The organism is Nocardioides sp. NPDC059952 (assembly GCF_042730435.1).
Lineage (GTDB): Bacteria > Actinomycetota > Actinomycetes > Propionibacteriales > Nocardioidaceae > Nocardioides.
On record NZ_JBHWLY010000054.1, the window covers coordinates 1 to 13,316 of the forward strand.

Here is a 13,316-nt window from a genome sequence, read left to right on the forward strand (position 1 = left end):
CAGGTCCCCTGTCGCGCTCGATGGGACCGTGTTGGTCTCGACACGACGTCGTTCGTCCCTCACGACGTCGGCTCGACCGACGGGGTCGGCTCGACCGACGGGGTCGGCTCGACCGACGGGGTCGGCTCGACCGACGGGGTCGGCTCGACCAGCGGGGGCGTCGGCTCGATCAGCGACCGATCGAGCGGCGAAGGCGCGCGAGGCTTCGGCGAAGCGGCGAGCAAGGTGGGGATGGCCGGCCCAGTGCACGTGGAGGTACGACGCGTGGACCGTGTCGCTGCTGAAGCCGGTCGGCATCTCGTCGACGGTCCATGCCGCCTGGGTCCCGGCCGGGGGCGAGGTGGTGGTGCGGTGGAACTCGTGGCCGGTGACCTGCTCGCCGGCGCGGGTGAGCAGGGAGTCGGAGGCAGCGGTGGCCACCGGGTAGCGAAGCGTGAGTCGCTCGCTCATCGCGGCGTGGGCGGGGATGGCGCCGGCCATTGATACGCCGTCGAGGGACTCGGCCAGATAGAGCAGACCTGCGCACTCGGCGACGGTCGGGGTCCCGGCCTCGACGGCGGCCCGCAGATCACGGAGGAGGCTGTGGTTGGCGGCGAGGTCGGCGGCGTACATCTCCGGGAAGCCTCCACCCAGGTAGATCCCGCTCGTCCCCTCGGGAAGCGCGGGATCGGTGAGCGGGTCGAAGGAGCGTACGTCGCAGCCTGCCGCCTCCAGGAGCTCCTCGGTCTCGGGGTAGCGGAACGTGAACGCCCGCCCACCCGCGACCGCGATCACGGGGCGCACTGTGTTGGTCTCGACACGCCTCCGCCTTGCGGCTCCGGCGGCTCGACCAGCGGTCGCATCGTCGTCTCCGCGCAACGCCGCCAACGGATCCCACGGAGAAGCCTCGAGCCCCGGCGCCGAGCGGGCGAGGTCGAGGAGGGCGGGGAGGTCGAGGTGGGCGGCGACCTGCTCACCCAGCCGCTCGATCAGCGCGACCGACTCGTCGCGCTCGGCGACGGGGACGAGACCCAGGTGGCGGGAGGGGGAGGCGAGCGACTCATCACGCGGCAGCATGCCGAGCACCGGCAGCCCGAGACCGTCCAGCGCTCGCCGGATCTCCTCGGCGTTCCGCCCAGGAGAGCAGCGGTTGAGCACGACTCCCCCGATGCGTACGGACGGGTCGAAGGCGGCCATCCCGGCTGCGATCGCGGCGGCGGAGCGGGACATCCGGGCGACGTCGAGGACCAGGACCACCGGCGAGGACGTCAGCGAGGAGACATGGGCGGTGGAGGCGAAGCCGTCGGTGCCGAGGCGGCCGTCGTAGAGGCCCATGACACCTTCGATGATCGCCACGTCCGCCCCGGCGGCGCCGTGGAGGAGCAGCGGCACGACCCTCGACTCCCCGACCAGGTGAGGGTCGAGGTTTCGCCCCGGCCGCCCGGTGGCGAGCGCGTGGTAGCCCGGGTCGATGTAGTCCGGGCCGACCTTGTGACCGCTGACCTCGTGCCCGGCGGAACGCAGCGCCGCCATCAGGCCGGTGGCGATCGTCGTCTTCCCCGACCCGGTCGAGGGAGCAGCGACCACCAGCCGGGGCAGGGTCACCATTCGATGCCCCGCTGGCCCTTCTGGCCGGCGTCCATCGGGTGCTTGATCTTGGTCATCTCGGTGACCAGGTCCGCCACCTCGAGCACGGCGGGGTCGGCATCGCGGCCGGTGATCACGACGTGCTGGCGCCCCGGCCGCTCGGAGAGCACGGAGGCGACCTCGGCGGCGTCGACCCAGCCCCACTTGATCGGGTAGGTGAACTCGTCGAGGACCAGCAGGTCGTACGTCTCCGCGGCCAGGCACCGCTTGATCTCGGCCCAGCCCTCGGCGGCGGCCGCGGCGTGGTCCTCGGCCTCCCCCTGCTTGCGCGACCAGGACCAGCCGGAGCCCATCTTGTGCCAGTCGACCGGCCCACCCTCGCCGGTCTCCTCGTGCAGCTTCCCGAGGCGCTCGAGCACGGTCTGCTCGCCGATGCGCCACTTGGCCGACTTCACGAACTGGAAGACCCCGATCCGCCAGCCCTGGTTCCAGCCGCGCAGCGCGAGCCCGAAGGCGGCGGTCGACTTCCCCTTGCCCGGCCCGGTGTGGACCATCACCAGCGGCCGGTTGCGGCGCTGGCGGGTGGTGAGCCCGTCGTCGGGTACGTTCAGCGGCTGTCCCTTGGGCATCAGGCTGCTCCCTTCCCGCTGGTGGTGTAGCCGTGCACCGCGGAGGTCAGCGCCTCGGCGCTCACCTCGGCGACCGGCACGTGCTCGGCGCCCAGGTGCTCGGCCAACTGGCGGGCCAGCCCGAGCCGCATCGGCCCGCTCTCGGAGTCGATGACGACGGTCGTGACACCCAGGCTGGCGACGTACGCGGCGGCCTGCTGCGATCGCCTGACGGCGTCCTTGCCGTGGGCCTGCGCAGTTTTTTGGGACGAGTTCGCGCGGCCGTCGGTGACGACCACCAGCAACGGCCGCAGATCGGGGTCGCGCAGGTGCTCGCGCTGGAGCACGCGGGCGGCCTCGAGGAGGCCTTCGGCCAGCGGCGTACGTCCTCCGGCGGGGATCTCGTCGAGACGGACCGCCGCGAGGTCGACCGAGCTCGTCGGCGGCAGCACCAGCTCGGCGCCCTCGCCGCGGAACGTGATCATCCCGACCTTGTCGCGGCGCCGGTAGGCGTCCAGCAGCAGCGAGAGGACCGCGGCCTTGACCTGCGCCATCCGCTTGCGCGCGGCCATCGAGCCGGAGGCGTCCACGCAGAAGAGCACCAGGTTGGCCTCGCGGCCCTCGCGAATCGCGGTCCGCAGGTCCTCGGAGCGCAGCTCGACCTTGGCCGAGGTGCGCGAGCGGACCGCCTGCTTGCCTGCTGCCGCCTTGAGCGTCTCGACGAGGTGGAGTGATCCGCGGGTGCTGACGCTGGCGCCGATCCGGCGGCCGCTGCTGCCGATCGCCTTGCTCCGGCCGCCGGTGCGGCCCGTACCCAGGCCGGTCACGGTCAGGAGGCGGGGGCGGTAGGCCGGGGCTGCGGCGGTGACGGACTCGCCTGCGGGAGCGGAGGGAGTCTGTGGCTGGCCGGGTGCGTCATCGGCTGTGTTGGTTTCGACACCGCTCGCTTCGCTCGCGGGCTCAACCGACGGTGGCTGATCGGTCGAGCCGTCCCCATCGCTGGTCGAGCCGCCGGAGCCGCTAGGCGGAGGCGTGTCGAGACCAACAGAATCGTCAGCGCCACCTTCATTCGAGTCCCCGCCCTCCGGCGGCTCGGGCGGCAGCTCGTCGTCGCCGAGGATGCGGTCGAGCAGGTCCTCGTCCAGCCCAGGAGCGTCGAACGGGTTGCGCCGGCGCCGGTGCGGCAAGGCGAGCAGGGCGGCGCGGCGGATGTCGGCGCGGGTGACCTCGGAGCGCCCGGCCCAGGCCGCGTGTGCGACCGCGGTGCGGGCGGTGACGATGTCGGCGCGCAGCCCGTCGACCTCGAACGCCGCGCAGATCTCGGCGATCTTGAGCAGCCCCGGTGCGGTGAGCCGGACCTTCCCGACGAGGGCACGCGCGGTGGAGACCCGAGCAGTCAGGTCGCGCTCGGCGGCCAGATAGCGCTCGACGAACCCGGGCGCGTCCAGGTCGAAGGCCATCCGACGGCGTACGACCTCCGCCCGAAGGGAAGGATCCCGGGGGGCGGCGACCTCGACGGTGAGCCCGAAGCGGTCCAGCAGCTGCGGGCGCAGCTCGCCCTCCTCGGGGTTCATGGTGCCGATCAGTACGAACCGGGCGGCGTGCTCGACCGAGACGCCGTCCCGCTCGACGCTGACCCGGCCCATCGCCGCCGCGTCCAGCAGCAGGTCGACGAGGTGGTCGTGGAGCAGGTTGACCTCGTCGACGTAGAGCAGGCCGCGGTGTGCCCGCGCGAGCAGCCCCGGCTCGAACTCGACCGCGCCGCGCGACAGCGCGCTCTCCAGATGGAGCGAGCCGACGACGCGGTCCTCGGTGGCCCCGACCGGGAGCTCGACCAGCCGCACCGGCCGGCTCTCCACGACGGCGGCGGACCCGAAGGGACCGTCCGGCGACTCCGCGGAGGGGTCGGCGGGGTCGATCGAGAACCTGTCCCCGGCGTAGACCGAGATCGAGGGCAGCACGGCCGCCAGACCGCGTACGGCCGTCGACTTCGCGGTCCCCTTCTCGCCACGGACCAGTACCCCGCCGATCTCCGGGGAGATGGTGGTCAGCACGAGCGCGAGGCCCATGTCGTCGAGGTCGTCCGCCTGGCAGCCGAGGACGGCAGAAAATGGGTAGTGCACCGGCATGAGAGGCTCCCGCTCCCTATCGCGTTGGATGGATGGACGCGAGGCCGGTCTTCGGACTTGTCGAGTCCCCGTGAGGGGGCTCGATTCACCGCAGCGGGCCTGTGCCGGAATCTCACCGGCTTCCCAGATTCTCCCCAGTCGGGGCACCTCGCGCCTGTGCGGTCACTGTAGCGTCTGGCCTCATGATCGTCGTGGTGGGCATCGGTGCCGGAGGTTGGGACGAGATCCCCGTACGTCACCAGCAGCTGATCCGGGAGTCCGCCGTCCTCCTCGGCGGCAAGCGTCATCTCGACCTCGTCCCGGACGTCCCCGGCCAGCGGCGCGAGCCCTGGCCCTCCCCGCTGCGCGAGGGCCTCCCGGCGCTGCTCGACGGCATCGGGGACGCGGTCGCCCTGGCTTCGGGTGACCCGCTGGTCTCTGGCATCGGCACGACGCTGATCACGCTCCTCGGCCGGGAGAACGTACGCATCGAGCCGGCCGTCTCCTCCGTCGCCCTCGCCCGCGCCCGGATGGGCTGGGCGGCCGAGACGTGCGTGGTCGTCAGCCTCGTCGGCCGCGACGTGTCGCTGGTCGCGCGCGAGCTCGCTCCCGGCCGCCGGATCCTGGCCCTCTCCGCCGACGAGGCGACCCCCGCCTCGGTCGCGATCCTCCTGGCCAAAGCCGGTTTCGGGGCCTCCACCATGACCGTGCTGGGAGAGCTGGGAGCGGACACGGAGAGCGCCCGGACCGCGACCGCCTCGACCTGGACGGGCGAGTCACCCCGGCTCAACATCGTGGCGATCGAGTGCGCCGGGGCATCCCTCTACGGCTGGTCCACCGGCCTCCCCGACGAAGCCTTCGAGAACGACGGCCAGCTGACCAAGCGGGACCTGCGGGCCTCGGCCCTGGCCCGCCTGGCGCCGGCTCCTGGGGAGCACCTGTGGGACGTGGGTGCCGGTGCCGGCTCGGTCGGGATCGAGTGGATGCGGGCGCATCCGACCTGCACCACGACCGCGATCGAAGGCAGCTCCGAGCGGGCGGCCAGGATCGCCCGCAACGCCGCCCGGCTCGGGGTTCCGGGACTGAGCGTGGTCGAGGGCCGTGCACCCGATGCCCTGGCCGGCCTCCCTGCCCCGGATGCGATCTTCATCGGCGGCGGCGCGACCCGCCCCGGCGTGCTCGACACCTGCCTCGCCGCCCTGCGCCCCGGCGGGCGCCTGGTGGTCCACGGCGTCACCCTGGAGACCGAGCAGCTCCTGGCGCGACAGCACGCCGAGCTGGGCGGCGAGCTGACCCGGATCTCGGTGGAGTCCGTCGACGCGATCGGCACCTTCCGCGGCTGGGCACCCCAGCGCACGGTCGTGCATTGGTCCTACAGCGCGCGTCAGCACTCGCGAGGTGTCGATCCGGTCAGTGGCCCGGAGATACTGACGGACTAGCCGAACTTCTCCTCGTGGACCACCGTCGAGAGCGGCGAGCGGTGGCGCCAGCCGAAGCGCTCCAGGTCGGGGACGTCGGGGAGGTCGGCGACGGGCCCGACGCAGAGCCAGGCGACGGGACGTACGCCCTCGGGCATGCCGACCAGGTCCCGCAGGAACTCCTCACGGTAGAAGCTGACCCAGCCGACGCCGAGTCCTTCGGCTGTGGCCGCGAGCCAGAGGTTCTGGATGGCGCAGACGACTGAGTAGAGGCCGGCGTCGGCGATGGCGTGGCGGCCGAGGACGTTGGGGCCGCCGCGGGTCGGGTCGTAGCCGACCACGATGCCCAGCCCGGACTCGCGGATGCCCTCGATCTTGATCCGGGAGAAGGTCTCGGCCCGCTCGCCGGCCAGGGTCGCGGCGAAGGTGTCGCGCTCGGTCGCGACGTGGGCGTGGAAGCGCTCGAGGCGGTCGGCGTCGCGTACGAGCACGAAGTCCCAGGGCTGCGACATGCCGACGCTCGGGGCGGCGTGGGCTGCGGAGAGGAGCCGCTCCAGAACGTCCGGAGCGACCGGCTCGCCGGTGAACTCCGCGCGCGTGTCCCGGCGGCGGTTGATGGCGTCGTAGAGGTCCATCAGGCACGCGCCTCCAGGTTTCGCGGGCGGGCCGCGTCGTAGAGGAACGACTCGCCCCCGTCGCGGGCCAGCGCGGGCCCGGCGAGGATCACAGCGGCCTGTCGCAGGCCGGCCTCCTCGACGGCGTCGCCGATCGTGGAGACCGTCCCGCGCAGGACCAGCTCGTCGGGCTGGCTGGCACGGTAGACGACCACGACCGGGCACTCGGGGCCGTAGTAGGGCAACAGCTCGGCCATCAGCTCGCGGGTGCGCCGGATCGCGAGGTGGAGCACGAGCGTGGCGCCGGTCGCGGCGTACGCGGCCAGGGACTCCCCCTCCGGCATGGCCGTCGACCGGGCCTGGGTCCGGGTGAGGACGACCGACTGCGCCACCAGCGGGACGGTCAGCTCCCGTCCCACGAGCGCTGCTGCCGCCGCGTAGGCGGGCACGCCCGGCGTGACGTCCCAGGGCACCCCGGCGGCATCGAGCCGCCGGGTCTGCTCCGCGACCGCCGAGTAGACCGACGGGTCGCCGGAGACGAGGCGTACGACCTGCTTGCCGCCCCGATGGGCGGCGACGATCTCGCCGACGATCTGGTCCAGATCGAGCTTCTGGGTGTCGACCAGCACGGCCGCGGGGCTGCAGTGTCCCAGCACCTCAGGGTCGAGGTAGGTGCCGGGATAGAGCACCACGTCGGCGGCCGCGAGCATCCTCGTCGCGCGCACGGTGAGCAGGTCAGCGGCGCCTGGACCGGCGCCGACGAAGTGGACGGCCTGCTGGCCGGTCACCGCACGTACCTCGGCGTCCAGACCTGCCCGGCCTCGGTGACCCGGGTCGAGCTCGCGCCTACGATGACCAGGCACTTCATGTCGATCGAGGCCGGATCCAGCTCGCCGAGAGTGGTCACGGTCAGCGACTCCTCGGCCCGCCCGACGTCGCGCCCGACTACGACCACGGTGTCCGGCTTGCGCTGCTCGAGGAGTACGTCGCGAGCCAGCCCGATCTGCTCGGTGCGCGAGCGCGAGGCCGGGTTGTAGATGGCCAGCACGAGGTCGGCGGCCGCGACCGCGCGCAGCCGGTCCTCGACGACGGACCACGGCTTGAGCCGGTCGGAGAGGGACATCACCGCGAAGTCGGCCCCGACCGGGGCGCCCGCCCGCGCGGCCACCGCCTGGACGGCGCTGACCCCGGGCAGCACCCGGACGCGTACGCCGGCGTAGGCCGGATCCTCGGCAGCCTCGAACACGGCTGACGCCATCCCGAAGACACCGGCGTCACCGCCAGAGACCACGGCGACCCGCTCCCCCGCGACCGCCAGGTCCAGCGCGTGCCGGGCCCGGTCGACCTCGACGGTGTTGCCCGACGCATGCCGCCGCAGGCCTTCGCGTTGCGGCACCCGGTTGACGTACGGCGCGTAGCCGACGACATGGCCGACCTCGGCCAGCGCCGAGCTGGCCTCGGGGGTCAGCCAGCCGTCGGGGCCCGGCCCGAGCCCGACGACCAGGACCTCCCCGCCGGTCGAGCCCGTCGAGACGCCCCCGCGCGCCGCCTCGACAGGCTCGACCGCGGGTAGCTCTTGCCGCAGCCGCGCCGCGGCAGGTGCGGGAGCCGTGTCTCCCGGCACCACGATGAGGGAGAAGTACGGCACGGAGGACGGGTCGACGTCGGCCACCGGAAGCCAGCGCTCCTCGGGCTGCGAGGCACGCTCGACGTACCAGGCACCCTCGAGCCGCCCGGCAGCCGCGAGCGCGGAACGAACCGCGGGGAAGGTCCGGCCGAGCTTCATGATGATCGCCGCCTCGGTGTCGGCCAGTCGACGGGCGAGCTCGGGCTCGGGCAGCGTTCCCGGCAGGACCGTGAGCACGTCGGTCTGGCGCACCAGCGGGGTGGAGACCGCGGCGGTGGCGGCTGCGAAGGCAGGGATCCCGGGGACCACAGAGGTCTGGTAGATCTCCTTGAACCGGTCGTGGAGATACATCGAGGAGCCGTAGAAGAGCGGGTCGCCCTCGGCGAGCAGGACGACGTCGCGGCCGGCGTCGAGGTGAGCGGAGAGCCGGACCGCGCAGGACTCGTAGAACTCGGCCATCGCCCCGACATAGCCGCCCGGGTGCGAGGTGGTCCCGGTGGTGACCGGGTAGCGCAGCTCCTCCTCGATCGCCTCCGCTGGGATCAGGGACGACGCGATCCGGCGGGCGTGGGACTGCTTGCGCACCCCGGCGTGGTAGGCGACCACGGATGCCGCGCCGACGATCCGGGCGGCCTTGAGGGTGATCAGCTCGGGGTCGCCCGGGCCGATCCCGACGACGGTGAAGCTCCCACGGATCGGAGTGCTCATTCCTGCTCCTGGGCGAGTGCGTTGAGGGCGGAGGAGGTCATCGCGGAGCCGCCACGGCGACCCCGGACGGTGACGAAGGGGATGTCGATCCCGTGATCGGCGGCGAACGAGGCGAGCGCCTCCTTGGACTCGGCCGCGCCGATGAAGCCGACCGGACAGCCGACGATCGCGGCCGGCCGCGGGCCGCCGTCGAGGATCATCTCGAGCAGATGGAAGAGCGCCGTCGGGGCGTTGCCGATGGCGACCACCGCACCCTCGAGGTAGGGCTCCCACAGGGACAGCGCGGCGGCGGTGCGGGTCGTCCTCCACATCCGGGCCAGCTCCGGGACCCGGTCGTCACCGAGCATGCAGAGCACCTCGTTCTCGCGCGGGAGCCGGCTGCGCGTGACCCCGGTCGCGACCATCGTCGCGTCGCACAGGATCGGCGCCCCGGCCTCCAAGGCACCCCGCGCGGCTTTCACCAGGCCGGGGTGGATGTCCAGATCGGCGGCGAGGTCGACCTGCCCGCTGCCGTGGATCATCCGCACCGCGAGCCGCTCGGCGTCGGCCGGGACCGCGGAGAGGTCGGCCTCGCGCCGGATGGTCGCGAAGGAGTCGACGTAGATCGCCGGACCCTGGTCGATGTAGTCGTAGCGCCGGGTCGGACGGACCTGCGGTGAGGGCACGAGTACGCCGCGCCACGGCGTCACCACGAGCGATGGCGCCCGCTCGGCCAGCGCCGTGACCGCCGCCCGGTCCAGCGTCCCCTCGGCAAAGCCGACGTGCTCGCCGCCGGGCACCTCACCGAAGCCGAGCTCCGTGGCCGGCGCCGGCACCCGGGCGTCGGCCGCGACCGGCTCGACCATCGGTGCGTCGAGCTCGGCGACATGCCAGGGCGCGGACGGCCCCTCGCCGCGTACGTCCAGGAAGCGGGCAGCGAGCGAGACCAACCGGTAGGCGGCCTCGGCGAGCGGCACGACCGGCCCCCACGAGCCACCGACCCGGAGCTGACCCTCAGCCGCGGAGAGCGCCACCACGCCCAGGTCGCACTCCCGCGAGACCAGGTCGCCGCGGCCGTCGTCGAGCACGAAGAGGAACCGCCCCGGCAGCGCGGCCAGACGGGGCGAGGCGCACAGCAGCCGGTCCAGCGACGCCGCGACGCCGCGCAGGTCGGCCCGTCCGCCGGCGAGCCCGGTCTGCGGGGAGACCATCACGTTGCGTACGAGCTCATGGGTCTGCGCCGGCACCAGACCGGTCGCCTTCAGGGCGGTGAGTACCTCACCCGGGAGCGCGCCGTCGACGGAGGGCAGGCCGCGCACCTGCAGGTTGGCGCGGCCGGTGAGATGGATTCGTCCGTCGCCGTAGGTCTCCGCCACGGAGATCAGCGAGAGCAGCGCGGCGGAGGAGACGGACCCGCCGATCAGGCGCAGCCGCACCAGCAGGCCGTCCTCGGCCGCCCACGGACGACCGACTCCGGGGCACCGGTCGGTTCGGACTCGCGACATCAGGACACCTGCTCTGCGTCATGTGCCCTTGCGCGGGGCACGTGGTGACCTGGCGGCGGATGCCGCCAGAGCCAGCAGGTCTTCGGACTCGGAATCGATCGGAGCGGAGCGCCTTCCCGGAGCCAGGCTCCAGTGACTGCCCTCCTCGGAAGGAGTGCGTGCCCCGCCCGTCATCCTCACCGCTGCGCGTCAGTCCCGGACTTTCACCGGGTTCCCTGACCCCATCAGGCATGGAGTACGACTGGCAGGGCGAGACTACCCACTTGCGGACACGGCACCGAATTGCTCGCCCTCCGGCCGCCGGTTGTGCCAGGGTTCGCCTACTCGGAACCTCCCGGCGCCACCCCACAGATGGAGTCCCCCGTGACAGGCTCGGTTCATCGGCAGCTGCTCGTTCTCGCGCCCATCTCGGCGCTCGCACTCAGCCTGACGGCCTGCGCCACGACCTCGGAGTCGACGGTCTCGATCGGTCTGGTGGTGCCGACCTCCGGCGTCCACAAGTCGATCGGCACCGACATGTCCCGGGGCTTCGACCTCTACCTCGATCAGCACGGCGGGAAGCTCGGCGGCCGGCTGATCGACGTCGTCGAGGCCGACGAGGGCGACCGGACCGAGATCGGCGTCGCCGCGGTGACCAGGCTGATCCAGGACGACGAGGTCCAGGCGGTCGTCGGGGTGGTGAGCTCGGAGACGGCGCTGGCGGCCAAGGACGTGGCGATCAACAGCGAGACGCCGCTGATCGTGACCGGCGCCGGTGCCGACGGGTTCGCCGACGGGTCCGACTACCTGTGGCGTACGTCCTCGACCAACACGGACCTGGGCAGCGCGCTCGGGAAGGCGGTCGCCCAGGGAACCGACCGGGGCTCGGCGTACGTCATCGGCTCCGACGACGCAACCGGTCATGAGTTCTCCGACAGCTTCATGATCGCCCTCGAGGCGTCCGGCAGCACCGTGGCGGGTCAGAGCTACACCCCGGCGGGGGTGACCGAGGAGTGGTCGGGGCTCTTCGACAAGGTGGAGGAGTCGGGCGCGGACGCGATCTTCGCCGCCTATGCCGGGAAGGAGGCGGAGGCGTTCGTGACGCAGTACCGCGAGTCGGGTCTGGCCAAGCGAATCCGGCTCTACGGCCCGGGGTTCCTCACCGAGGGCGACGTGCTGTCCGCGCTGGGCGGCGCGGCATCCGGCGTGCGGACCGCGCTGCACTACAGCGACACGATGGACTCGCTGATGAACGACGCCTTCGTGAAGGACTACCGCAAGGCGTACGACGCCACCCCGACGGTCTACTCGGTGCAGGCCTACGACGCCGCGGCCGCGCTCGACAAGGCGCTCGGCCTCTCCGATGACGTCAACCGCAACGAGATCGCCGACTCCCTCGGGTCGGTCGGCACCATCGTCAGCCCCCGCGGGAACTGGTCCTTCGACCCCAACCACAACCCCGACCAGCCCTACTTCCTGCGGGTGGTCAGGGGCACTGCCGACGGCCCCCGCAACGTGGTCCTGCAGGAGATCACCTCACCGGGCAGCTGACTCCGACCGCAGCTCGGCCCGGGTCGCGGCCAGCTCCTCGCGTACGGCGGTGAGGTCCTCGCGCATCGAGGTGAGGACGGCCATCATCTCGGCGTCGGACTCCTCCTCGTGCTCGGCGAGGGTCTCGACGCTCTCCATGCCGGAGACGACCACGGCGAGGAAGAGATTGAGGACCGCGAAGGTCATCACCAGGATGAAGACGACGAAGAAGATCCAGGCGGAGGGGTCCTCGGCCATCACCTCGCGGGCGATGTCGGGCCAGGCCTCCCCGGTCATGGTCTGGAACAGCGTGAACGCACTGGTGCCGAGGTCGCCGAAGTACTCCGGAGCGATCGAGCCGTAGAGGTTGGTCGAGATGACCACCGCGACGTACATCATCAGCCCCAGCAGCCCAGCGACCGCGCCCATCCCCGGCACCGCTTTGATCAGGCCGTCGACGACGCGACGCATGGACGGGACCGAGTTGACCAGGCGCAGCACGCGCAGGATCCGCAGCGCCCGCAGCACCGACATCGGTCCGGTCGCTGGCACCAGCGCGATCGCGACGATCACGGTGTCGAAGATGTTCCACGGGTCGAGGAAGAACCTGGGGCCGTACGCCACCAGCCGCAGCACCAGCTCGACGACGAAGACCCCGAGGAGCACGCTGTCGAGCAGCGCCAGCTCGTGGGCGAGATGTTCGGGGACCATCGTCTCCACGCCGAGGACCACCGCGTTGAGGATGATCACCCCGATGATCACCTTCTGAAAGGTGTCGTCATCGACCAGCGCGCGGATCCGCCCGCGCACCGAGATGTCTTCCGAACCCATGTTCGCTTCGTCCTCCTGTGACCCGTGACAGCGGCCGGAGCCTAGCTGGTCGCCAGGTGGACGGCGAGGCCGAGGCCGGCGAGACCGACCAGCCAGCGCAGCGGGCGCTCGGGGGCGACCCGGACGATCGCCGGCCCCAGGAAGCCGCCGATCACGGCACCCGCTCCGAGGGCGATCGCGGCCGGCCAGCTCACTGGAGCGAAGAAGACGTACGCGATCGCGGCAGTGCCGTTGGCCACGCCGGTGGCGACGTTCTTGACCGCGTTGGTGATCGCGAGGGCCTCGGTGCGCTCGAGCACGAGGACGGCCAGCGCGATGATCCCGACGCCGGCGCCGAAGTAGCCGCCGTAGATGCCGAGCACGAACACGATGACGCCCCAGCCGAACCCGCGGGCCAGGGTACGTCGCTCCTCGACACCTGCCGGGGACGCCTGCCGTGGTGGCCGCGCGGCTGCGCGGGCCGCGGCCCAGGCCCGGATCCGGTCGCGGAGCAGCAGGAGCACCGCCCCGGCGCCGACGAGCCAGGGCACCACCGTCTCGAACGCCTCGGCCGGCGTGGTGAGCAGAAGAGCAGCGCCGACTGCTCCGCCGAGGAAGGAGGCCAGGGCCAGCCAGGCGATCCTTCTGCCCTGGCCGCGCAGCTCGCGCCGCGACCCTGCGATGGTGCCGCCGGTGACGCCGAACATGGCCACCGTGTTGGTGACGTTGGCGACGACCGGCGGCAGCCCCGCGGCCAGCAGGGAGGGGTAGCTGACCAGCGAGGCCAGACCGGCCACCGAACCGGTCAGGCCCGCGCCGACGCCGGCGAGCAGGAGCCAGGCGAGCTCGGCGCTCACCGGGCCG

General features: G+C 72.4%; 11 protein-coding genes, 1 pseudogene and 2 riboswitches. Of the genes and pseudogenes, 2 read left to right on the top strand and 10 right to left on the bottom strand.

Translation table 11 applies throughout. From position 1 onward, the window contains the following. From ACFV9G_RS21315 to ACFV9G_RS21325, 3 genes are all read right to left on the bottom strand, one after another. Positions 1-1,587, bottom strand: a 1,587-nt coding sequence (locus ACFV9G_RS21315) for a cobyrinate a,c-diamide synthase (protein ID WP_378729613.1), incomplete at its 3' end; no start/stop codon positions are given. Next, the gene (gene cobO, locus ACFV9G_RS21320) at positions 1,581-2,195 is read right to left on the bottom strand and encodes a cob(I)yrinic acid a,c-diamide adenosyltransferase (RefSeq protein ID WP_378729615.1); all 615 of its coding nucleotides are present in this window, start codon (positions 2,193-2,195) and stop codon (positions 1,581-1,583) included. The genes cobO and ACFV9G_RS21315, both read right to left, overlap by 7 nt. Further along, complete coding sequence (locus ACFV9G_RS21325; RefSeq protein WP_378729617.1) at positions 2,195-4,303, bottom strand: VWA domain-containing protein; 2,109 nt, start codon at positions 4,301-4,303, stop codon at positions 2,195-2,197. The genes cobO and ACFV9G_RS21325 overlap by 1 nt, the downstream gene beginning before the upstream one ends. 24 nt (positions 4,304-4,327) lie before the next feature. Then, positions 4,328-4,469: riboswitch (cobalamin riboswitch) on the bottom strand. A gap of 16 nt (positions 4,470-4,485) precedes the next feature. On the opposite strand from ACFV9G_RS21325, the gene cbiE reads away from it, so the two are divergent. Beyond that, positions 4,486-5,721 carry a precorrin-6y C5,15-methyltransferase (decarboxylating) subunit CbiE gene (gene cbiE, locus ACFV9G_RS21330; RefSeq protein ID WP_378729619.1) on the top strand — a complete coding sequence of 412 codons (1,236 nt, stop codon included), beginning with the start codon at positions 4,486-4,488 and terminating at the stop codon, positions 5,719-5,721. On the opposite strand, the gene bluB is transcribed toward cbiE, so the two are convergent. The 5 genes and pseudogenes from bluB to ACFV9G_RS21355 all read right to left on the bottom strand — a co-directional run. After that, positions 5,718-6,335, bottom strand: a complete 618-nt coding sequence (gene bluB, locus ACFV9G_RS21335; RefSeq protein ID WP_378729621.1) for a 5,6-dimethylbenzimidazole synthase — start codon at positions 6,333-6,335, stop codon at positions 5,718-5,720. The genes cbiE and bluB overlap by 4 nt on opposite strands. Further along, positions 6,335-7,102: a precorrin-4 C(11)-methyltransferase gene (gene cobM / locus ACFV9G_RS21340; protein ID WP_378729623.1), complete on the bottom strand. Its 768-nt coding sequence runs from the start codon at positions 7,100-7,102 to the stop codon at positions 6,335-6,337. The genes bluB and cobM overlap by 1 nt, the downstream gene beginning before the upstream one ends. Further along, a complete protein-coding gene (gene cobJ / locus ACFV9G_RS21345; RefSeq protein WP_378729625.1) occupies positions 7,099-8,649 on the bottom strand; it encodes a precorrin-3B C(17)-methyltransferase in 1,551 nt (516 codons plus the stop codon). The genes cobM and cobJ overlap by 4 nt, the downstream gene beginning before the upstream one ends. Beyond that, positions 8,646-9,314 carry a precorrin-8X methylmutase gene (locus tag ACFV9G_RS21350; RefSeq protein ID WP_378729679.1) on the bottom strand — a complete coding sequence of 223 codons (669 nt, stop codon included), beginning with the start codon at positions 9,312-9,314 and terminating at the stop codon, positions 8,646-8,648. Before ACFV9G_RS21350 ends, cobJ begins: the two co-directional genes overlap by 4 nt. A gap of 630 nt (positions 9,315-9,944) precedes the next feature. Then, a pseudogene (locus ACFV9G_RS21355) lies at positions 9,945-10,133 on the bottom strand (nitrite reductase); the annotation flags it as partial. 55 nt (positions 10,134-10,188) lie between these two features. After that, a riboswitch (cobalamin riboswitch) is annotated at positions 10,189-10,394 on the bottom strand. 102 nt (positions 10,395-10,496) lie between these two features. On the opposite strand from ACFV9G_RS21355, the gene ACFV9G_RS21360 reads away from it, so the two are divergent. Next, positions 10,497-11,663: an ABC transporter substrate-binding protein gene (locus ACFV9G_RS21360; protein WP_378729627.1), complete on the top strand. Its 1,167-nt coding sequence runs from the start codon at positions 10,497-10,499 to the stop codon at positions 11,661-11,663. Here ACFV9G_RS21360 and ACFV9G_RS21365 read toward each other — a convergent pair. Together ACFV9G_RS21365 and ACFV9G_RS21370 are read right to left on the bottom strand one after the other, a co-directional pair. Next, positions 11,649-12,473, bottom strand: a complete 825-nt coding sequence (locus ACFV9G_RS21365; RefSeq protein WP_378729629.1) for an ion transporter — start codon at positions 12,471-12,473, stop codon at positions 11,649-11,651. The two genes, ACFV9G_RS21360 and ACFV9G_RS21365, sit on opposite strands and share 15 nt — an antisense overlap. Before the next feature lie 41 nt (positions 12,474-12,514). Further along, positions 12,515-13,309 carry a sulfite exporter TauE/SafE family protein gene (locus tag ACFV9G_RS21370; protein ID WP_378729631.1) on the bottom strand — a complete coding sequence of 265 codons (795 nt, stop codon included), beginning with the start codon at positions 13,307-13,309 and terminating at the stop codon, positions 12,515-12,517. Positions 13,310-13,316 lie beyond the last annotated feature (7 nt).

Bases quoted from the DNA above. Each gene is read 5' to 3' on its own strand.
- cobO (WP_378729615.1), bottom strand. From the start codon at position 2,195: ATGCCCAAGGGACAGCCGCTGAACGTACCCGACGACGGGCTCACCACC.
- ACFV9G_RS21325 (WP_378729617.1), bottom strand. From the start codon at position 4,303: ATGCCGGTGCACTACCCATTTTCTGCCGTCCTCGGCTGCCAGGCGGAC.
- cbiE (WP_378729619.1), top strand. From the start codon at position 4,486: ATGATCGTCGTGGTGGGCATCGGTGCCGGAGGTTGGGACGAGATCCCC.
- bluB (WP_378729621.1), bottom strand. From the start codon at position 6,335: ATGGACCTCTACGACGCCATCAACCGCCGCCGGGACACGCGCGCGGAG.
- cobJ (WP_378729625.1), bottom strand. From the start codon at position 8,649: ATGAGCACTCCGATCCGTGGGAGCTTCACCGTCGTCGGGATCGGCCCG.
- ACFV9G_RS21365 (WP_378729629.1), bottom strand. From the start codon at position 12,473: ATGGGTTCGGAAGACATCTCGGTGCGCGGGCGGATCCGCGCGCTGGTC.